Annotated in this window: 20 protein-coding genes and 1 other RNA gene; 11 read left to right on the top strand and 10 right to left on the bottom strand. The window is 62.4% G+C overall.

All coding sequences use genetic code 11. The annotated features are described in order from the left end of the window. Positions 1–35 precede the first annotated feature (35 nt). Positions 36–704, top strand: coding sequence for a gamma-glutamylcyclotransferase (locus tag NN484_RS05520; protein WP_127648019.1), 669 nt, complete (start codon positions 36–38; stop codon positions 702–704). Here the strand turns inward: NN484_RS05520 and glpT are convergent. Next, a complete protein-coding gene (glpT, locus tag NN484_RS05515; protein WP_047596691.1) occupies positions 680–2,029 on the bottom strand; it encodes a glycerol-3-phosphate transporter in 1,350 nt (449 codons plus the stop codon). The genes NN484_RS05520 and glpT overlap by 25 nt on opposite strands. A 226-nt stretch (positions 2,030–2,255) precedes the next feature. On the opposite strand from glpT, the gene NN484_RS05510 reads away from it, so the two are divergent. Continuing rightward, positions 2,256–2,885: a flagellar basal body-associated protein FliL gene (locus NN484_RS05510; RefSeq protein ID WP_215500595.1), complete on the top strand. Its 630-nt coding sequence runs from the start codon at positions 2,256–2,258 to the stop codon at positions 2,883–2,885. Positions 2,886–2,899: 14 nt separating this feature from the next. On the opposite strand, the gene NN484_RS05505 is transcribed toward NN484_RS05510, so the two are convergent. Further along, positions 2,900–3,877 (bottom strand): NADPH:quinone oxidoreductase family protein, encoded by a 978-nt coding sequence (locus tag NN484_RS05505; protein ID WP_215500596.1) that lies wholly within the window; start codon positions 3,875–3,877, stop codon positions 2,900–2,902. 150 nt (positions 3,878–4,027) lie between these two features. On the opposite strand from NN484_RS05505, the gene NN484_RS05500 reads away from it, so the two are divergent. Further along, the gene (locus tag NN484_RS05500) at positions 4,028–4,435 is read left to right on the top strand and encodes a flagellar basal body-associated protein FliL (RefSeq protein ID WP_025113295.1); all 408 of its coding nucleotides are present in this window, start codon (positions 4,028–4,030) and stop codon (positions 4,433–4,435) included. A gap of 16 nt (positions 4,436–4,451) precedes the next feature. Here NN484_RS05500 and NN484_RS05495 read toward each other — a convergent pair whose 3' ends face one another. The 4 genes from NN484_RS05495 to NN484_RS05480 form a co-directional block, all read right to left on the bottom strand. Then, positions 4,452–5,570 carry an ABC transporter permease gene (locus tag NN484_RS05495; RefSeq protein ID WP_215500597.1) on the bottom strand — a complete coding sequence of 373 codons (1,119 nt, stop codon included), beginning with the start codon at positions 5,568–5,570 and terminating at the stop codon, positions 4,452–4,454. Further along, positions 5,570–8,299 (bottom strand): ribosome-associated ATPase/putative transporter RbbA, encoded by a 2,730-nt coding sequence (gene rbbA / locus NN484_RS05490; RefSeq protein WP_274658700.1) that lies wholly within the window; start codon positions 8,297–8,299, stop codon positions 5,570–5,572. Before rbbA ends, NN484_RS05495 begins: the two co-directional genes overlap by 1 nt. Continuing rightward, positions 8,296–9,261 (bottom strand): HlyD family secretion protein, encoded by a 966-nt coding sequence (locus NN484_RS05485; RefSeq protein ID WP_127648014.1) that lies wholly within the window; start codon positions 9,259–9,261, stop codon positions 8,296–8,298. The genes rbbA and NN484_RS05485 overlap by 4 nt, the downstream gene beginning before the upstream one ends. 122 nt (positions 9,262–9,383) lie before the next feature. Further along, positions 9,384–9,833, bottom strand: a complete 450-nt coding sequence (locus NN484_RS05480) for an EVE domain-containing protein (RefSeq protein ID WP_127648013.1) — start codon at positions 9,831–9,833, stop codon at positions 9,384–9,386. Between the two features lie 197 nt (positions 9,834–10,030). On the opposite strand from NN484_RS05480, the gene NN484_RS05475 reads away from it, so the two are divergent. Continuing rightward, entirely contained in the window at positions 10,031–10,186 is a 156-nt protein-coding gene (locus NN484_RS05475) for a hypothetical protein (RefSeq protein WP_003229308.1), read from the top strand. A gap of 35 nt (positions 10,187–10,221) precedes the next feature. On the opposite strand, the gene NN484_RS05470 is transcribed toward NN484_RS05475, so the two are convergent. The 4 genes from NN484_RS05470 to NN484_RS05455 all read right to left on the bottom strand — a co-directional run bounded on the left by NN484_RS05470 (position 10,222) and on the right by NN484_RS05455 (position 11,641). After that, positions 10,222–10,827 (bottom strand): 5-formyltetrahydrofolate cyclo-ligase, encoded by a 606-nt coding sequence (locus NN484_RS05470; RefSeq protein WP_127648012.1) that lies wholly within the window; start codon positions 10,825–10,827, stop codon positions 10,222–10,224. A gap of 81 nt (positions 10,828–10,908) precedes the next feature. Further along, positions 10,909–11,087: non-coding RNA, 6S RNA (gene ssrS, locus NN484_RS05465), on the bottom strand. Between the two features lie 30 nt (positions 11,088–11,117). Next, positions 11,118–11,435 (bottom strand): cell division protein ZapA, encoded by a 318-nt coding sequence (locus NN484_RS05460; protein ID WP_008055229.1) that lies wholly within the window; start codon positions 11,433–11,435, stop codon positions 11,118–11,120. Beyond that, positions 11,432–11,641, bottom strand: a complete 210-nt coding sequence (locus NN484_RS05455) for a TIGR02449 family protein (protein WP_025112001.1) — start codon at positions 11,639–11,641, stop codon at positions 11,432–11,434. Before NN484_RS05455 ends, NN484_RS05460 begins: the two co-directional genes overlap by 4 nt. Positions 11,642–11,766: 125 nt before the next feature. Between NN484_RS05455 and NN484_RS05450 the strand changes: the two genes are divergently transcribed. From NN484_RS05450 to gcvT, 7 genes are all read left to right on the top strand, one after another. Further along, positions 11,767–12,327 (top strand): YecA/YgfB family protein, encoded by a 561-nt coding sequence (locus NN484_RS05450; protein ID WP_127648011.1) that lies wholly within the window; start codon positions 11,767–11,769, stop codon positions 12,325–12,327. A gap of 27 nt (positions 12,328–12,354) precedes the next feature. Further along, positions 12,355–13,689: a Xaa-Pro aminopeptidase gene (gene pepP / locus NN484_RS05445; protein ID WP_274658699.1), complete on the top strand. Its 1,335-nt coding sequence runs from the start codon at positions 12,355–12,357 to the stop codon at positions 13,687–13,689. After that, a complete protein-coding gene (gene ubiH / locus NN484_RS05440) occupies positions 13,686–14,873 on the top strand; it encodes a 2-octaprenyl-6-methoxyphenyl hydroxylase (RefSeq protein ID WP_127648009.1) in 1,188 nt (395 codons plus the stop codon). The genes pepP and ubiH overlap by 4 nt, the downstream gene beginning before the upstream one ends. 109 nt (positions 14,874–14,982) lie before the next feature. Further along, positions 14,983–16,200 (top strand): 2-octaprenyl-3-methyl-6-methoxy-1,4-benzoquinol hydroxylase, encoded by a 1,218-nt coding sequence (locus NN484_RS05435; RefSeq protein WP_164747829.1) that lies wholly within the window; start codon positions 14,983–14,985, stop codon positions 16,198–16,200. Positions 16,201–16,439: 239 nt separating this feature from the next. Further along, a complete protein-coding gene (locus NN484_RS05430) occupies positions 16,440–17,444 on the top strand; it encodes an extracellular solute-binding protein (RefSeq protein WP_274658698.1) in 1,005 nt (334 codons plus the stop codon). Between the two features lie 133 nt (positions 17,445–17,577). Beyond that, on the top strand, positions 17,578–19,194 hold the full coding sequence (locus tag NN484_RS05425) for an ABC transporter permease (RefSeq protein ID WP_274658697.1): 1,617 nt from the start codon (positions 17,578–17,580) through the stop codon (positions 19,192–19,194). Between the two features lie 156 nt (positions 19,195–19,350). Continuing rightward, the gene (gene gcvT, locus NN484_RS05420; RefSeq protein WP_215500602.1) at positions 19,351–20,433 is read left to right on the top strand and encodes a glycine cleavage system aminomethyltransferase GcvT; all 1,083 of its coding nucleotides are present in this window, start codon (positions 19,351–19,353) and stop codon (positions 20,431–20,433) included. Positions 20,434–20,439: the final 6 nt, after the last annotated feature.

Raw genomic sequence — 20,439 nt, 5'->3', positions numbered from 1 at the left:
ATTCTTCACCCGCGGGGAGCTGAACGCTATTCGCCATGAGCGCCATTGAAAACGCTTTTCTGAACCTGGCTTACCCTCCGCGGCTCGATCTTGGGCCGCAGCTGACGCACGAACAACTTCTCGCTTCCATGCAATCGACCATGGCGCGCCACAAGGGCGGGCCGGTGTGGCTGTTCGCCTACGGTTCGCTGATCTGGCGTCCGGAGTGTTCGGCGGTCGAGCGGGTGCGCGGGCGAGTCCACGGCTACCATCGCGGCCTGTATTTGTGGTCGCACGAGCATCGCGGGACGCCGGAAATGCCCGGGCTGGTGTTTGGTCTGGATCGTGGCGGTTCGTGCAGCGGCTTCGCCTATCGGCTGCCGGAAGAGAATCTCGACAGTGCGCTGTACGCGCTGTGGAAACGCGAAATGCCGTTCCCGTCCTATCGCCCACACTGGCTCAACTGCCGGCTCGAAGATGGCAGTCAGGTTCAGGCGTTAGGGTTTGTTTTGGAGCGACACCTGCCCAGCTATGCCGGCAACTTGCCGGATCATGTGCTGAGCCAGGTGTTTGAAAGCGCTTGCGGGCGCTACGGTACGACTCGCGATTATGTCGAGCAGACCGCCCACGCCCTGCGCAGCCACGCCATGCCAGACCGGAATCTGGAGGCGCGGCTCAAGCGCTGTCAGGCAAAGGCCGATCAGGCGACAGCTTCGCGGCTCTGACTGGCGACTTGCTTGTGCCATAGCGTCGGGGCCAGAAAGGCCATCGACAGCAGGCAAGCGCCCACCAGCAGCACAAAACCACCGTCCCAGCCAAAGTGGTCAACGGTGTAACCCATCGCCGCACTCGCCGCGACCGAACCACCCAAGTAACCGAACAGACCGGTGAAGCCTGCTGCCGTACCGGCGGCTTTCTTCGGTGCCAGCTCCAGCGCCTGCAGACCGATCAGCATCACCGGGCCGTAGATCAGGAAGCCGATCGAGAACAGCGCGATCATGTCCACGGTCGGGTTGCCGGCCGGGTTCAGCCAGTACACCAGTGTCGCGACGGTCACCAGCGCCATGAACACCATGCCGGTCAGGCCACGGTTGCCACGGAAGATCTTGTCCGACATCCAGCCGCACAGCAGCGTGCCCGGAATACCCGCCCACTCGTAGAAGAAATAGGCCCACGAGGTTTTATCCACGGTGAAACCCTTGGCTTCCTTGAGATAGGTCGGCGCCCAGTCCAGTACGCCGTAGCGCAGCAGGTAGACGAAGACGTTGGCCATGGCGATGTACCAGAGCATTTTGTTGCGCAGCACGTATTTGACGAAGATTTCCTTGGCGCTGAATTCGTCTTCGTGGCTGGCGTCGTAGCCTTCCGGGTAATCGTTCTTGTACTTCTCGATCGGCGGCAGGCCGACCGATTGCGGGGTGTCGCGCATGGTGATGAAGGCAAACACCGCCACGCCCAGCGCCACCGCTGCCGGCACGTAGAACGCCGCGTGCCAGTCGTTGAACAGGCCCATGCCGATCAGGAACAGCGGACCGATCAGACCGCCGCCGACGTTATGCGCCACGTTCCACACCGACACCACGCCGCCACGTTCTTTCTGCGACCACCAGTGCACCATGGTGCGTCCGCTTGGTGGCCAGCCCATGCCTTGAGCCCAGCCGTTGATGAACAGCAGGATGAACATCATGGTCACGCTGGATGTCGCCCAGGGCGCGAAACCGAAAATGAACATCACCCCGGCTGAGACCAGCAGGCCGAACGGCAGGAAGTAGCGCGGGTTGGAACGGTCGGACACCAGGCCCATGAGGAACTTGGAAAGACCGTAGGCAATCGCGATGGCCGACATCGCCAGGCCCAGATCGCCACGGCTGTAGCCTTCGTCGATCAGGTACGGCATGGCCAGAGAGAAGTTTTTGCGCAGCAGGTAGTAACCCGCATAACCAAAGAAGATACCGGCGAAGATCTGCCAGCGCAGACGTCGGTAAGTGCTGTCTATTTTTTCTTCAGGCAATGGAGCCTGATGTGCGGCAGGACGAAAGAAAGCAAACATTCAAGAGCTCCAGATTTCTTGTTTTGACTGCGGATGCGAATGTTACAGTTTCGTTACCGAAAATAGCACCGGTTCGCATCGGCAAAACAGCGGAAAATGTTGGAAGTCGCATGTTCTTTTACGAACCTGTCGCTCAGCTGTAAGAACAGGGCGTTTTCACCACTTTTGAACATGGGGTGGCTTAGACTCGCGGCCCGTTCAGCCGATTGATCAGCAGAGATAGGAAATGCCACTGAAGGTTCGCAGATTGTTGCCGAGGTTTTTGGTGGCGGCGGGGCTCGCCGTGGTCATGCTGGGCTTGATTGTCGTCGACCATCCCGGCCATTCCGGGCTGCGCAACACGACCGTGCTGATCATTCGGCACGCGGAAAAACCGACTGAGGGATCGGTGCTCAATGCCCGAGGCGAACAGCGAGCGGCGGCCTACGTCGACTATTTCAACCCGCTGAAACTCGACGGCCAGACCCTTACCCCCCAGCGCTTGATCGCTGCCGGCGACACCCCGGAGAGTTCGCGCTCGCGCCTGACCCTGACCCCGCTGGCCCAGCGTCTGGACCTTGCGATTGAGCAGCCCTACGTCAATGGCGATCTTCATCAACTGGTCAAACTGTTGCGCAAGAGCAATCAGGCGCAAACGGTGCTGATCGCCTGGCACCACGGGCACATCAACAAACTGATCAAAGCCTTTGGCGGCGACGCCACAGCTCTGATGGGGCAGGAAAAATGGCCGGATGACGTCTTCGACTGGCTGATTGTCTTGCGCTTCGATGACAAGGGGCGGCTGATTCCGTCTCGCAGCCTGAAAGTGCAGGAACATCTGTTGCCGGGCGACGCGGCGCCATCGCCCGGCGGCTGAGGCAAGTCGCGACTTCAGCGCACCTGCACCACCACCTTGCCCACTGCCTTGCGCTGCCCCAGATCATTGATCGCCTGCGCCGCATGGCTCAGCGGATACACCTGTGACACCAGTGGCTTCAGTTTGCCTTCGGCAAACCAGCCGAACAGTTGCTGGAAGTTCGCTGCGTTGTCCTGCGGCTGGCGCTGGGCGAAGGAGCCCCAGAACACGCCGAGTACCGCTGCGCCTTTGAGCAGGGCGAGGTTGACCGGCAGTTCGGGGATGCGCCCGCTGGCGAAACCGACCACCAGCAAGCGGCCGTTCCAGGCGATGGCGCGGATGGCCTGGTCAAACAGATCGCCACCCACCGGGTCGTAGATCACGTCGGCGCCCTGGCCGTCGGTGAGGCGTTTGATTTCGTCCTTGAGGCTGGTTTCGCTGTAGTTGATCAGTTCGTCGGCGCCGGCGGCCTTGGCCACGGCGAGTTTCTCCGCGCTGCTGGCGGCGGCGATGACCCGGGCGCCCATGGCCTTGCCGATTTCCACCGCCGCCAGGCCGACGCCACCGGAAGCGCCGAGCACCAGCAAGGTTTCGCCCGGTTGCAGGTTGGCCCGCTGTTTAAGGGCGTGCATCGAGGTGCCGTAGGTCATGCTGAAGGCGGCGGCGGTGTTGAAATCCATCGATGGCGGGATCGGCAGGACGTTGTAGCCCGGCACCGCGACCTGCTCGGCAAAGCTGCCCCAACCGGTCAGGGCCATGACCCGGTCGCCGACCTTCAGGTGGCTGACCTTTTCGCCCACGGCGCTGACCACGCCGGCCGCTTCACCCCCCGGGGAAAACGGGAAGGGCGGCTTGAACTGGTATTTGCCCTCAATGATCAGCGTGTCCGGGAAGTTGACTCCGGCGGCGTGCACCTCCAGCAGGATTTCGTTCTTCTTCAGGGCAGGACTGGCGACGTCTTCCAGCACCAGCGATTCGGCGGGGCCGAAGGCTTTGCACAGCACGGCTTTCATCAGGGCTATTCCTTTGGGAGTGATGGCCGATAAGTGTAGGTGTGTCAGTCAACGGGTCAACGAGCATGCCCGGCCCTGATAGTCAGCCATAAGCTTGTGCTTGCGCGGCGGGTCGTTATGCTAGGCCGCAAACCGGATAAGGAGCGAATTGTGAAAGCGTGGATCATGTTGTTGCTGGCCCTGTCTCTGCCTGTGGCAGCGCTGGCCGAAGAAGCCAAAGAAGGCGAGGCGCCGAAGGTCAACTACATCACCCTGAGCCCGCCGTTCGTGGGCAACTACGGGCTGGACGGCACGCCAAAGCTGAAGGTCTACAAGGCCGATGTGGCGCTGCGCGTGACCGGGGACGAGGCGACCAAACTGGTCAAGGCCAACGAGCCGCTGATCCGCAACCAACTGGTGGCGCTGTTCACCCAGCAGACCGCCGAGGCGATGAGCAGCATCGAAGGCAAGGAAAAGCTGCGTCAGGAAGCCCTGAAGCAGACCCAGCAAGTAATGAATGACGAAACCGGCAAGCCGGTGGTTGAAGACTTGCTGTTCAACAACCTGATCATTCAGTAAGCACGCTGGCCGCTGTTCAGGACGCCAGGCTTTTGCGAAAGCGCGCCAGGGCGATGAGGAAGAACAGCAGGCCGATGGCCGTCAGCGCCAGCAAGTCCGGCCAGACCACGCTCAGCCCGGCGTCGCGGAACAGAATCGCGGCGCTGAGGCTGACAAAGTGCGTGGATGGCGAGCCCTGCATGACCCACTGCAGCCATTGCGGCATGCTGTCCAACGGTGTGCTGCCGCCAGACAGCAGCAACATCGGGATGATCACTGGAATCGCCAGCAGGCCGAACTGTGGCGTCGAGCGTGCCAGTGTCGCCAGAAAAATCCCCAGCGCGGTACTGGCAAACAGATAAACTGCGGTCACCAGCAAAAACAGGCTCATCGAGCCGGCCAGCGGCACCCCCAGCAGGCCTTTGACCACCACCTCCAGCGACAGCCAGGTGCACAGCACCACCACCAGCAGGTTGCTCCAGATTTTTGCCAGCATGATTTCCAGCGCCGTCAGCGGCAGCACCAGTAAATGGTCGAGCGTGCCGTGTTCGCGTTCGCGCAGCAACGCCGTGCCGGTGAGGATGATCGCCAGAATGGTGATGTTGTTGACGATCTGAATCACCGCCAGAAACCAGCCACCTTCCAGATTAGTGTTGAACAGCGCGCGGGTGGTCAGTTGAATCGGTGCCTGGGTCGCGGCATCGCTTTGGCCGCCATAGGCCTGCAATTCGCGCTGGAAGATCCGGCCGATGTAGCCGGCGCCCATGAACGCCTGGCTCATGGCGGTGGCGTCGACGTTGACCTGAATGGCCGGTTGCCGTGCCGCCAGCAGATCGGTTTGAAAGCCTGCCGGAATGTTGATCACGAAGGTGTATTGGCCGCTGTCCATCACCTGATCCAGTTGCGGGTAGGGCAGCAGCACCGGTGTCTGGAACTCCGGCGGTTGCAGGGCCTGGGCCAACTGGCGCGAGAGGGCGCTGTGGTCTTCGTCGACGATCGCCACGCTGGCGTTGTGCACGCCGATCACCGAGCCGGCGGCAGGCATGTAGATCGCCACGGTGAAGGCGTAGAACAGAAACAGCAGCAACACGCTGTCGTGGCGCAGGCTGGTCAGTTCCTTGAGTCCCAGGCGCAGGATGTGCGCGAACTTGTGCATCAGGCCTCCTGCTTTTTCAGCATGACCAGGCTCAGCCCGGTGAACCCGACAAAGAACCCGAACAGCGCCAGGCACTGCGGCCACAGTTGCCGCAAGTCCAGCGCTTTGGTGAACGTACCCACCGCAATGTCGAGGAAGTGCCCCGCCGGAAACAGCATGCCCATCACCGCTGCGGCACCTTCCAGCGAAGAACGCGGCACGATCAGCCCGGAGAACTGGATGGTCGGCAGGCTGGTGATGATCATCGTGCCGAGGATCGCGGCAATTTGCGTGCGGGTGAACGCCGAGATCAGCAGACCCATGCTGGTGGTCGCCAGCACGTACAGCAGGCCGCCGAATGCCAGCGTCAGCAGGCTGCCCTTGAACGGCACACCGAACAGCCAGCGGTTCATCGCCACCAGCACTGCGAGATTGACCAGGCTGACCAGCAGGTACGGCGCCTGCTTGCCCAGCAGAAACTCCAGGCGGGTCAGGGGCGTGGCGTAGAAGTTGGTGATCGAACCCAGCTCCTTTTCGCGCACGATGCCGAGTGCGGTCAGCATCGCCGGAATGAACGCCAGAATCAGCGCCATGACCCCGGGGCCGATGGCGTTGACGCTGACCACATCCTGGTTGTAGCGAAAGCGGGTTTCCAGGCTGGCGCTCGCCTGATGGTTCACGGCGGGGCTGCTCTGCTCAACCAACTGTTGCAGGTTGGCCAAGTGCACGGCTTCGACATAATTGCGGCTGGTTTCGGCGCGAAACGGCATGCCGCCATCCAGCCATGCCGCCACCGCAGGCTGACGCCCGGCGTACAGGTCGCGGCCGAATCCGGGCGGGATCTCCAGGGCGAGTTTGATTTCCGAGCGCTGCAGGCGGCGGTGCAGCTCCTGAGCATCGTGGATGGCCGGCCGTTCATCGAAGTAGCGCGAGCCGCGAAAGGCTTCCAGATAGGTTCGGCTCTGCGGTGTCTGGTCCTGGTCGTACACGGCGAACGCGAGGTTCTCCACGTCCAGGGAAATCCCGTAGCCGAAGATCACCATCATGAAAATCGCCCCCGCCAGCGCAAAGGCCATGCGTACCTTGTCGCGCAGCAGCTCCTTGCCTTCGCGACTGGCCACCGCCAGCAGGCGACCGAGGCTGAACCCGCGCTGCTGGATCGGCGGCGCGGCAGCTGGCGCTGGTGGCGCGGTTGGCGATGCACTCGCGGGAGGTGATTCGGCAGTGCCCTGGGCCTGTTCCAGACATGTCACGAAAGCGGCTTCCAGCGTCTCTCCGGCGAACTGGCGTTGCAACGCCGCCGGGGTGTCGCACGCCAGGACTTTGCCGGCGTGCATCAGCGAGATGCGGTCGCAGCGCTGGGCTTCGTTCATAAAGTGAGTGGAGAGGAAAATCGTCACGCCTTGCTCGCGGGACAGTTCGATCAACAGTCGCCAGAAGTCATCACGGGCTGCCGGGTCGACGCCGGACGTCGGCTCATCAAGGATCAGCACTTCCGGGCGATGCAACACCGCCACCGCTAGCGACAGGCGTTGACGCAGCCCGAGAGGCAGGGCACCGGACGGCTGATCGGCAACGCTGAGCAGGTTGAAGCGTTGAATCAATGCATCGATGCGTTGCGCGCTCTCGGCCTTGGGCAAGTCGAACAGCCGGGCGTGCAGGTCCAGGTTCTGCCGCACACTGAGTTCGCCATACAGCGAAAAGCTCTGGGACATGAACCCGACCCGCTTGCGCGTGGCCAGATCCTTGGCGTCCACCGGATTGCCCAGCAGTGTCGCGCTGCCCTCGCTGGCCGGCATCAGTCCGGTCAGAACTTTCATGGTGGTGGTTTTGCCGCAGCCGTTGGAACCCAGAAAACCGAAGATCTCGCCGCGACCGATGGCGAAGCTGACGTGATCCACCGCCGTGAAGTCGCCGAAGCGCAGCGTCAGGTCGTGGGCCTCGATGGCAATGTCTGTAGTGCCGCCAGTACGCGGCGGAATGACCAGCGGCTGAGCGTCGTGATGGCTGTCGCCCTGGAAGTGCGTGAAGGCTTCATCGAGTTTGCCGCTGGGGGTGACGGCCGCCAGCTCGCGGCTCAAACCGGTGGCGATCAACTTGCCGTTGTCGAGCATCAGGCAATGCTCGAACTGTTCGGCTTCCTCCATATAAGCGGTGGCGACCAGCAGGGTCAGTTGCGGGCGCTCGCGCCGCACATCGTCGATCAACTCCCAGAAACGCCGGCGTGAGAGCGGGTCGACGCCGGTGGTTGGCTCATCGAGGATCAACAGATCCGGCTCATGGATCAGCGCGCAGCACAGCCCGAGTTTCTGTTTCATGCCGCCGGACAACTTGCCGGCGGGGCGCTCGGCGAACTTCAGCAGATCGGTGGCGAGCAGCAGATTGTGCATGCGTTGTTCGCTGTCGGCCTTCGACAGGCCGAACAGCGTGGCGAAGAACTGAATGTTTTCGCGGATCGACAGCTCGGGATACAGGTTGCCGCCCAATCCCTGGGGCATGAAGGCGATGCGCGCATACAGCGTGTCGCGGTGACGGCGCTGCTGGATCGGCCCGCCGAGGACGTCCAGTTGCCCCTGCTGCAAGGCCTTAACCCCGGCGATCAGCCCCAGCAGGCTGGACTTGCCCGCGCCATCGGGGCCGATCAGCCCGCAACGGGTACCGGCGGGCAGGCTGAAGGTGATATCGCTCAGCGCTGGCTGTTTGCCGTAGCGGTGCGCGATAGCGTTCGCCTGAACCGCGAGGCTGTTCATTGCAAGTTGGCCGGCCAGACAATCGGCGCGGTGCGCACATAACCGGCGCCGGGCATGCCGGGTTTGGCCTGCGGGACGGCGCTGGGTTGGGTCAGGCGCAACTTGACGCGGAACACCAGCTTTTGCCGCTCGTCGCGGGTCTCGACTTCTTTGGGGGTGAACTGCGATTTGCCGGCGACGAAACTGATCTTCGCCGGCAAGGGCTTGTCGGGCAGGGCATCGAGCAGCACCCGGGCTTCATCGCCCACCGCCAGACGTCCGGCCACGGAGGCGGAAAGGTAGAGGTTCATGTACTGATCGTTGGGATCGATCAGCAGTAACACCCGACCGCCGGCCCCCAGCACTTCGCCGGGTTCGGCCATGCGCAACTGGATCACCCCGTCAATCGGTGCGCGCAACTGGCTGTCGTCGATCTCACTGGTCAGTTGCGCGACCTGGGCCTGTGCCGCACCAATCGCCGCACTGACGGCAGATACCTGGGCGCGGGCCGCCGTTACGGCAGCGTTGCCGGTGCCAATGCGCGACTGCAACTGATCGATGGTCTGGGCGCTGACGTAACCGTGCTTGAACAGCGATTGCGAACGCCCGAGCTCTTGCTGGGCCAGCAGCAGTTCACTCTGGCGCAATTGCACATTGGCCTGGGCAGCATTGAGGTTTTCCCGGGCGCGCAAGACTTCGGCTTCGGCCTGAGTGCGCTGCGCTTCGAGCGTGCGGGTGTCCATGCGGGCGAGCAGTTGGCCCTTGTTGACCTTGTCGCCTTCATCCACCCGTACCTCGGCCAGACGTCCGGGTGTCTTGCTGGCGATTTGTACTTCGGTGGCTTCCAGCCGCCCGTTGCCCATCGACAGTCCTTCGACCAGACGGCTGCTGATCGACAGCCAGTAACCGAATCCGCCGGCGGCGGCGAGTAACACCAAAAGCGAACCGGCATATAAAAGTGAAGAGCGGCTGTGCGTCGACATGGGGGCATCCTGCGGCTGTGGCGTCCAGTCTGACGGTTCAAGCGTTCGAGTCGCTTGATGTCAATCAAATGAGCGCCAAGCCTAGCCCCTTTTTCGGGTAAAAAACCGTGACCGGGGAGTTCTCAGCGCAAGCCGAGCACGGCGGCCCACTGTTCGGCCGTCACGGGCATCACCGACAGGCGACTGCCTTTTTGCACCAGCGGCATTTCGGCCAGCGCGGTCTGCTGTTTCAGGTAATCGAGCTTCAGGACCCGGGCAAATGTCTCGACGTGCGCAACATCGATCGCGCTCCAGGGGTTTTTCTCTGGTGTGGCCTTGGGGTCGAAATAATGGCTCTGCGGCTCGAGTGCGGTGGGATCCGGGTACGCCGCCAGGCTAATTCTGCCGATTCCGGCAATCCCCGGCTCCGGGCAGCTGGAATGGTAGAAAAAGAACTCATCCCCCACCGCCATCGCGCGCAGGAAGTTGCGTGCCTGATAGTTGCGAACCCCGTCCCAGCGCGCTGAGCCGAGCTTCTCCAGACCTTTGATCGAGAGTTCGTCGGGCTCGGATTTCATCAGCCAATAGGCCATGTCTTTTGCTCCTCAAGCGGTCATTGGGCAGGTTGTCGGGCAATTTTATGACAAACCGACGGTCGGTTGACGTCAGCATTTGCGCCCGGGTTCACGTTGTCGCAAAATGCCGGCCTTTAAAGCTTGACGCTGCTGCACGGCCTACGAACGGAAACCGCTGCTGTCATCGTGATGATGTGCCTTGAGGGGGGCAATCGATGAAACGCAAACCGGATTTGCTATGGACTTTGGTTATTTTGTTCGGCCTGGGCGTCGTGACCACCGGTTATGCGCAAAGTCTGTGGACAAGCAAGACCGATGCTCCGGTTGAAGTCGCGCAACAGGTCCAACAGTCGACAGCCTTCAAACGCTGAAACTGCCTCCCCGACGCCGCTGATCTGCGCGGCGTCTAGTCTGCGAAATACCACGCCTTGTCTGTCACCGTGCCCTGCAACGGTACATCCCAACTTGCCTGCGCCAGGCGTTCGACCTTCTGACATTCATGGGCCAGCCCCAGCAGCGTCGGCTTGCGCCAGTTTTTGCGCCGGGCCAGGTACGCCAGGCTGCGGTCGTAGAAACCGCCGCCCATCCCCAGGCGTCCGCCAACATCGTCAAACCCCACCAATGGCAACAACACCAGATCCAGCGTCCAGATCCTGCGTTGATGGGCCAGGTTGGCGCGTGGTTCGAGAATGCGGAAGCGATTGGGCTTGAGCTTGTCGCCGGGGCGAATGCGCTGGAACACCATTTTGGTTCGCGGCCAGGCACTGAGCACCGGCAGGTAGGTGGCCTTGCCGCGCCGCTGGGCTTCGCGCAGCAGCAGGCGCGGATCGATTTCACCGTCGGTGGGTAGATACAGAGAGATGTGTCGAGCCCGGCGGAAGTGCGGGTCTTGCGCCAGTTGGCGGAACAGGCCTTTGGCGGCCTGGCGTTGCTCACTCGGCGTCAGCGCGCGGCGCGCCTTGCGTAGCAGGCGGCGGAGTTGCGGGCGGGGCAGCAGCGCAGGTTCGGTCATGGTTCGGCTTCGGCAGTTGAGGGCGAAAACGCACGCATAAAAAATCCGATGCCGGCAAAAAACCGGCATCGGATTCGAATCAGGCTCCCCGGATGAACCGCTGTCAACTTAGCCCTTGAACCCGAAAGTTCAAGGTGGAGGATGCAGTAGACTTTAAGGCTTTCCGTCTGGCGGACATGCACACCAGCCCAACGTGCAACCTCCAGGGTAGTGCAAATCGGCTCAGGGACATCGTCAACTGGCAAGCACCCCAGGGAGTGCCGCGAGTATACCTCAAGCGGCCTGGCGAATCAGCCCTTGGTGACGTCCGGATCGGTCGCCAGCACCAGATCGACACGATCGAGCAAGTCGCGCACCTGTTCACGGGTCGAGCCGCTGGCCTGGATATCCGGGCGCTCTTCTTTGTGCAAGAGGTCGTGGGTGATGTTCAGCGCGGCCATCACGGCGATACGGTCGGCGCCGATGACTTTGCCGCTGCTGCGGATCTCGCGCATCTTGCCGTCCAGGTAGCGTGCGGCACTGACCAGATTGCTGCGTTCTTCCTGCGGGCAGATGATCGAATATTCTTTGTCGAGGATCTGCACGGTAACGCTATTGCTTGAACTCATGAGTCTTGCTCCAGGGCCTTGAGGCGCGAAATCATCGATTCGACCTTACGCCGGGCGATTTCGTTTTTTTCAATGAGGTGAGCGCGTTCCTCGCGCCAGGTCTTTTCCTGAGCTAGTAAGAGTGCGTTTTGACTCTTAAGTTGCTCCACTCGACTAATCAGCAGTTCGAGTCTGGCCATCAGCGCTTGCAGGTCGGTGTCTTCCATTGTGTCCACGTGTTCGTCTGATGGGTGGTAGCTGGCGGACAGCCTTTAATAGTCTTGGCGAGTCTGTCGATGTAGGATACAAGGCCTTCATTCTAGACATAGCGCCGTCTGGCGCCTAGCTGCCCATGACCATTGCGAATTCCCCGTACCAAGCCTTTGCCACCCTGCTGACTGCCAGCGGCCACAACGTCTCGCCTGCCGAACTGCATGGCGTCCTGCTCGGCCGCAGCTGCGCCGGCGCCGGCTTCGATAACGAAGGCTGGCTGATCGACGCCGCCGAACTGCTCGAAGGCGACATCCAGGACAACGTCCGCAACGCCCTGATCGGTCTGCAAGAGATGGTCAAAGGCGAGCTGACCGGCGACGACGTCACCGTCGTTCTGCTGCTGCCGACCGATGATGCACCACTGGCTGACCGCGCCGCTGCACTGGGCCAATGGTGCCAGGGCTTCCTCAGCGGTTTCGGCTTGAACTGCCGTGACAGCAGCATGCTCAGCACTGAAGCCACCGAAGTGCTGCAGGATCTCGCAGCGATCTCCCAGGTGCAAGATGCTCTGGAAGAATCCGATGACGGCGAATCCGACTACATGGAAGTCATGGAGTACCTGCGCGTTGCACCGCTGCTGCTGTTCTCGGAAACCAGAAAAGCCGACGTGCCGCCAGCCGCCAAGCCGTCGCTGCATTAATCGCGTGCCAGGGAAAGCCATCTGCCCATGACCCATATCCCCAAAGCGGAATACAGCCGTCGCCGCAAGGCCCTGATGGCGCAGATGGAACCCAACAGCATCGCGATCCTGCCCGCCGCCGCGGTAGCGATCCGCAACCGCGACGTCGAGCACGTCTACCGTCAGGACAGCGACTTCCAGTACCTCAGCGGATTCCCCGAGCCGCAAGCCGTCATTGTCTTGATGCCGGGTCGCGAGCACGGCGAGTACGTGTTGTTCTGCCGTGAGCGTAACGCCGAACGCGAGTTGTGGGACGGCCTGCGCGCAGGGCAGGAAGGCGCGATCCGTGATTACGGCGCTGACGACGCATTCCCGATTACCGACATCGACGACATCCTGCCGGGCCTGATCGAAGGCCGCGACCGGGTGTATTCGGCGATGGGCAGCAACCCTGAATTCGATCGCCACCTGATGGACTGGATCAACGTGATCCGCTCCAAGGCGCACCTCGGCGCCCAGCCACCGAACGAATTCGTTGCCCTGGATCACCTGCTGCACGACATGCGCCTGTATAAATCGGCGGCAGAAGTGAAGGTGATGCGCGAAGCCGCGCGGATATCCGCTCAGGCGCATATCCGGGCGATGCAGGCCAGTCGGCCGGGACTGTACGAATACAGTCTCGAAGCCGAGCTCGATTACGAATTCCGCAAGGGCGGGGCGAAGATGCCGGCCTACGGATCGATCGTCGCTGCCGGGCGCAACAGCTGCATCCTGCATTACCAGCAGAATGACGCGCTGCTCAAGGATGGCGATCTGGTGTTGATCGACGCCGGTTGCGAAATCGACTGCTACGCCAGCGATATCACCCGCACCTGGCCGGTCAACGGCAAGTTTTCCGCCGAGCAGAAAGCGATTTACGAGTTAGTGCTGGCCTCGCAGGAAGCCGCGTTTGCCGAAATCGCCCCGAACAAAAACTGGAATCAGGCGCACGAAGCCACGGTCAGGGTCATTATCACCGGCCTGGTCAAGCTCGGAATACTGCAAGGCGAGGTCGACGAGCTGATCGCGTCTGAAGCCTATAAAGCGTTTTACATGCACCGTGCCGGCCACTGGCTGGGCATGGATGTACACGACGTCGGCGAATACAAGGTCGGCGGCGAATGGCGCGTGCTGGAGGTCGGCATGGCGCTGACCGTGGAGCCGGGCATCTACATTGCCCCGGACAACCAGAACGTAGCGAAGAAATGGCGCGGCATTGGCGTGCGCATCGAGGATGACGTGGTAGTGACCAAGACCGGTTGTGAAATCCTGACCCGCGGCGTACCGAAAACCGTCGCCGAGATCGAAGCGTTGATGGCGCAAGCACGGACACACGCGGCATGAGTCGAGTCAATCTGGCAATCATCGGTGGCGGCCTGGTCGGCGCCAGTCTGGCCTTGGCCCTGCAGGCCGGGGCCAAGGCCCGCGGCTGGAAAATCATCCTGATCGAACCGTTCGCTCCCGGCGACAGCTGGCAGCCGAGCTACGACGCCCGTTCGTCGGCGCTGTCCTTTGGTTCGCGGCAGATCTATCAGCGGTTGGGCGTGTGGCAGGAAATTTCCCGCCGCGCCGAGCCGATCAAACAGATCCACGTGTCCGACCGTGGCCGCTTCTCCACCGCCCGTCTGTCGGCGATGGAAGAGGGCGTGCCGGCGCTCGGCTACGTGGTGGAAAACGCCTGGCTCGGCCAGTGCCTGTGGCAGCACCTGGATAAAGACGTGATCAGCTGGCGTTGCCCGGCGGAAGTCACGCGCATGGAGCCGCTATCCGACGGTTATCGCCTGACCCTCAACGATGAAACCACCGTTGAGTGTGATCTGGCGGTGCTTGCCGATGGCGGCCGTTCCGGTCTGCGCGAGCAACTGGGCATCAACGTGCGCAAGCGTCCGTACAACCAGAGCGCGCTGATCGCCAACATCACCCCGAGCGAAGCGCATAACGGCATGGCCTTCGAGCGCTTCACCGACGAAGGGCCGATGGCGCTGCTGCCATTGCCGGAGAATCGCTGCGCGCTGGTCTGGACCCGTCTGGGCATGGACGCACAGCGTTTGGCAGACTTGAGCGAACGCGATTTCCTCAGCGAGTTGCAGGGCGTGTTCGGCTACCGTCTCGGCACTTTGAAGCAGGTCGGTGCGCGGCATCTGTACCCGCTGTCGCTGGTCGAGGCCGAGGAGCAAGTGCGCTCGCATCTGGCCGTGCTCGGCAACGCCGCACACAGCCTGCACCCGATTGCCGGGCAGGGTTTCAACCTGTCCCTGCGTGACGCCGATGCCTTGGCCGCTGCACTGCTCGCCAGTGACAAGCCGCTGGGCGACTTCGCCACGTTGCAGGCCTATCGCGAGCGTCAGCGTCTGGACCAGGATCTCACCGTGGGCTTCTCCGATCAGGTCACGCGGCTGTTCGGCAGCACCCAGCCGCTGGTCTCGCTGGGCCGCAACATCGGCTTGCTCGGCCTTGATCTGTTGCCGCCGGCTAAACGCTGGTTCGCCCGTCAGGCCATGGGGCTGGGGACGCGGCCGGATGCTTGAGCGGCGGGCCGGCACTTTCACTTTCAGGAGCGCACCGCAAACTGGTGCGCTCGGTAAAACCCTTTACGGGCGGCGCACGCCGCCAGCGAGACAGGCTTAAAGCATGGAAATGCGCGCAGATCTGCTGATTGTCGGAGCCGGAATGGTCGGCAGCGCCCTCGCGCTGGCGTTGCAGGACAGCGGCCTGGAAGTGCTGCTGCTCGATGGCAGCCCGCTGAGTGTCAAACCGTTCGATGTCGACGCGCCGTTCGAGCCACGCGTCAGCGCCTTGTCGGCGGCCAGCCAGCGGATTCTCGAACGCCTCGGCGTGTGGGATGGCATCGCCAGACGCCGCAGCAGTCCCTACACCGACATGCATGTGTGGGATGGCAGCGGCACCGGCCAGATCCATTTCTCGGCGAGCAGTGTGCACGCCGATGTGCTGGGGCATATCGTCGAAAACCGCGTGGTTCAGGATGCCTTGCTCGATCGTTTGCACGACTGCGATCTGGGCATGCTGGCCAACGCGCGACTGGAGCAAATGCGCCGCTCCGGCGATGACTGGCTGCTGACGCTGGCCGATGGTCGTCAGTTGCGTGCGCCACTGGTGATTGCCGCGGACGGCGCCAACTCGGCGGTGCGCCGCCTGACCGGTGTCGCGACCCGCGAGTGGGATTACCTGCACCACGCCATCGTCACCAGTGTGCGCAGCAGCAAGCCGCACCGGATGACGGCGTGGCAACGCTTCACCGATCACGGACCGTTGGCGTTCCTGCCACTGGAACGTGACGGGCAGCAGGACTGGTGCTCGATCGTCTGGTCGACCACCCCGAGTGAAGCCGAACGCCTGATGGCGCTGGATGAAGCGACGTTCTGCCGTGAGCTGGAGCGTGCGTTCGAAGGCTGTCTGGGCGACGTCATCAGTGCCGATCCACGGCTGTGCGTGCCGCTGCGTCAACGGCATGCCAAGCGCTACGTGGCCGAAGGGCTGGCATTGATCGGCGATGCGGCACACACCATTCACCCGTTGGCCGGGCAGGGCGTGAACCTCGGCTTCCTCGATGCGGCGGTGCTGGCTGAAGTGCTGCTGCAGGCGGCAGAACGCGGCGAGCGGCTGGCGGACGTGAAGGTGCTGAGCCGCTATGAGCGTCGGCGCATGCCGCACAACCTGGCGCTGATGGCGGCGATGGAGGGCTTCGAGCGGCTGTTCCAGGCCGACCCGCTGCCGGTGCGCTGGTTGCGCAATGCCGGGTTGAAGCTGGTGGAGCAGATGCCGGAGGCCAAGGCGCTGTTTGTGCGTGAGGCGCTGGGGTTGACCGGGGATCTGCCGGCGCTCGCCAAGCCCTGAGATTGAGATGGCCTTGTGGCGAGGGAGCTTGCTCCCGCTGGGCTGCGAAGCGGCCCTAAATTCGGTGTTTGCCGAAACGGGAGTCCTTCGGCCTCCAGCGGGAGCAAGCTCCCTCACCACAGGAGTCGGTGAATTCAGCTCATGCAACATCTGGTAACTCCTTGGAAAAGTGATCGATTGAGAACCTAAATGTGAGTCCTTATCATTTGGCCCACATTTTCCGACCGAGAGATCACTCCATGTTGGCACCCAAGCGTCTCCTGACCGCACTGGCCCTGACCCTGATCGGCAGCACCACCGCCCAGGCCGCCGACGAGGTGGTGGTCTACTCCTCGCGTATCGATGAACTGATCAAACCGGTGTTCGACGCCTACACCGCAAAAACCGGGGTGAAGATCAAGTTCATCACCGACAAGGAAGCGCCGCTGATGCAGCGCATCAAGGCCGAGGGCGAAAACGCGACTGCCGACCTGCTGCTCACCGTCGACGCCGGCAACCTTTGGCAGGCCGAGCAGATGGGCATCCTGCAGCCGTTCACCTCGAAGACCATCGACAGCAACATTCCCGCGCAATACCGCTCCTCGACCCACGCCTGGACCGGCCTGAGCCTGCGCGCGCGGACCATCGCCTATTCCACCGAACGGGTGAAACCGGGCGAGCTGACCACCTACGAGGCGCTGGCCGACAAGAATTGGGAAGGGCGCCTGTGCCTGCGCACGGCGAAGAAGGTCTACAACCAGTCGCTGACCGCGACCATGATCGAAGTGCATGGCGCCGAGAAGACCGAGAAGATCCTCAAGGGCTGGGTCAACAACTTGTCCACCGACGTGTTCTCCGACGACGTTGCAGTGCTGGAGGCGATCAATGCCGGCCAGTGCGATGTCGGCATCGTCAACACCTACTACTACGGTCGCCTGCACAAGCAGAAGCCGGACCTGCCGGTGAAACTGTTCTGGCCGAATCAGGCCGATCGCGGCGTACACGTGAACCTGTCGGGCATCGGCCTGACCAAACACGCTCCTCACCCGGAAGCCGCCAAGGCACTGGTCGAGTGGATGACCACGCCTGAGGCGCAGAAGATCTTCGCCGACGTGAACCAGGAGTTCCCGGCCAACCCGGCGGTGAAACCTTCCGAGGAAGTGGCCGCGTGGGGCACGTTCGTGGCCGACACCTTGCCGGTGGAAGTGGCGGGCAAGCGTCAGGCCGAAGCCATTCGGATGATGGATCGGGCGGGCTGGAACTGAGGCTGCTGCTGTAGAGCGCAAAAGATCGCAGCCTTCGGCAGCTCCTGCATGAGATCACTTGTAGGAGCTGCCGAAGGCTGCGATCTTTTTGCTTTTTTCCTAAACTCCACGATTTTTCCGCGAGACCTTCGAAGTGGCTCACCCCGCCCAACGCCGCTGGTACCCCATCGTCTTCGCCATTGCCGCGTTGGTGCTGTTGCCCCTGAGCGTGCTGTTGCTGTCATGGCAAGCCATCGATCAGCAGATCTGGTCGCACCTGTGGGAAACCCAGATGCCGCGTCTGCTGGGCAACACACTCACGCTGGTGCTGGGTGTGGGCGTTGGTGTGACGCTGCTCGGCGTCAGTCTGGCGTGGCTCACCAGTCTCTGCGAGTTCCCCGGGCGGCGTTGGCTCGACTGGGCGCTGATGTTGCCCTTTGCGATTCCGGCCTATGTGCTGGCGTTCGTCTTCGTCGGTCTGCTGGACTTTGCCGGCCCCGTGCAAACCCTGTTGCGTGAGTGGTTCGGCAGCGGCCTGCGTCTGCCGCGAGTGCGCTCCACCGGCGGGGTGATTGTGGTGCTGGTGCTGGTGTTTTATCCCTACGTCTACCTGCTGGCACGCACCGCGTTTCTCGCGCAGGGCAAAGGCCTGATGGAAGCGGCGCGGGTGCTCGGGCAATCGCCATGGCAAGCGTTCTGGCGGGTGGCGTTGCCAATGGCGCGTCCGGCGATTGGCGCCGGTGTGGCGCTGGCACTGATGGAGACCCTGGCGGATTTCGGCGCGGTGTCGGTGTTCAATTTCGACACCTTCACCACCGCGATCTACAAGACCTGGTACGGCTTCTTCAGTCTGCCCAGCGCCGCGCAACTGGCGAGTCTGTTGCTGCTGGTGGTGATGCTGGTGCTCTATGGCGAACGGCGTGCGCGCGGTGCCAACCGGGCGAGCAACGAGCGACCACGGGTCAAGGCGCTGTATCACCTGCGCGGGTTCAAGGCGTTCGCGGCGACTGGCTGGTGCGCATTGGTGTTCGCCTGTGCGTTCGTGATTCCGCTGCTGCAGTTGATCGTATGGTTCTGGCAGCGCGGGCGCTTCGATCTCGATGAGCGTTATGCCGGGCTGATTCTGCACACCCTGTATCTGGGGGGCATGGCGGCGTTGATCACCGTCAGCGTCGCGTTGCTGCTGGCCTTCGCCCGACGTCTGGCGCCGACCCGGGCGATCCGTTCCGGCGTCAGCCTGGCCAATCTCGGTTATGCATTGCCGGGCTCGGTGCTGGCGGTGTCGATCATGCTTGCCTTCAGCTATCTCGACCGCGAACTGGTGATCCCGCTGTCGGGCTCGCTCGGGGGCGCCGGCAAGCCGCTGCTGCTGGGCAGTCTGGCGGCGTTGCTGATGGCCTATCTGGTGCGCTTCATTGCCGTGGCCTACGGGCCGCTGGAAAACAGTCTGGCGCGTATACGGCCGTCTTTGCCTGAAGCGGCACGTAGCCTGGGTGTCAGTGGGCCGCGACTGTTTTTCAAAGTGTATCTGCCGCTGTTGCTGCCCGGCACGCTGAGCGCGGCGTTGCTGGTGTTCGTCGATGTGCTCAAGGAAATGCCCGCGACCCTGCTGATGCGCCCGTTTGGCTGGGACACGCTGGCGGTGCGGATCTTTGAAATGACCAGCGAGGGCGAGTGGGCGCGGGCGTCGCTACCGGCGCTGACCCTGGTGTTGGTCGGTTTATTGCCGGTCATCGGCCTGATCCGCCGCTCGGCGCATCGAAACACTTAGTAGTGAGTCCTGAATCATGCGGCTACAATGCGCGGCATTCGGTGCGGTTCGTCTGACAGACCCGTTCGCTGAAATCGGCTGAAAGCCTTCTATTTCGCGGCTTTCACCCCGTACAGCGGCTGTCCGCACCTTCGCCACGCCCGGAAGGAGAAACCCATGGGACAGCGTACGCCTCTGTATGACCTGCATCTCGCCCTCGGCGCGAAGATGGTCGATTTTGGCGGTTGGGACATGCCACTGCATTACGGTTCGCAGGTCGAGGAACACCACGAGGTGCGTCGCGATTGCGGGATCTTCGATGTTTCCCACATGACCGTGATCGATGTCACCGGTGCCCAGGCCAAGGCCTGGCTTCAGCATTTGCTGGCCAATGACGTCGAGCGTCTGCACCGCCCTGGCCGCGCGCTCTACAGCACGATGCTCAACGAGCGCGGCGGCATCGTCGATGACATGATCGTCTATCGCCTCGAAGACCGTTATCGGCTGGTGTTCAACGCCTCCACCCGTGATCAGGATCTGGCGTGGATGCAGGCGCATGTCGCCGGTTACGACGTGCAACTGCACGAGCGTCAGGATCTGGCGATGCTCGCCATTCAAGGCCCGCAGGCCCGGCACAAGATCGCCGAGCTGGTGACCCAGTCCCGCGCCACGCTGATCCAGCACCTCAAACCGTTCGAAGCCGAAGTCGATGGCGACTGGTTCATCGCCCGCACCGGTTACACCGGCGAGGACGGTCTGGAAATCGCCCTGCCGGCCGATCAGGCTCCGGGTTTCTTCAACGATCTGGTGGGCGCCGGCATTTCGCCGATCGGCCTCGGCGCCCGCGACACGCTGCGGGTTGAAGCCGGGATGAACCTCTACGGCCAGGACATTCATCAAGATGTCTCGCCGCTGGCGTCCAATATGGCCTGGAGCATTGCCTGGGAACCGGCCTCGCGCCAGTTCATCGGTCGTGCAGCGCTGGAAGCGGAAAAAGCCGCCGGCGTTGCGCACAAACTGGTGGGCCTGGTGCTTGAGGAACGGGGTGTTTTACGTGCCCATCAGGTGGTTCGTATCGCCGATGTTGGCGAAGGAGAGATCACCAGTGGTAGTTTCTCTCCTACGCTAAGCAAATCGATTGCCCTGGCGCGTGTACCGATGGCCACAGCCGACCGCGCTGAAGTGGAAATCCGAGGCAAGTGGTATCCGGTACGAGTGGTCAAACCGACCTTCGTGCGCCATGGCAAAACCTTGATCTAACCTTTT

It is taken from the genome of Pseudomonas serboccidentalis, from assembly GCF_028830055.1.
Classification (GTDB): Bacteria; Pseudomonadota; Gammaproteobacteria; order Pseudomonadales; family Pseudomonadaceae; genus Aquipseudomonas; species Aquipseudomonas serboccidentalis.
Note: the sequence above shows the minus strand (reverse complement) of the source record. Positions and strands in the feature narration are given on the sequence as shown.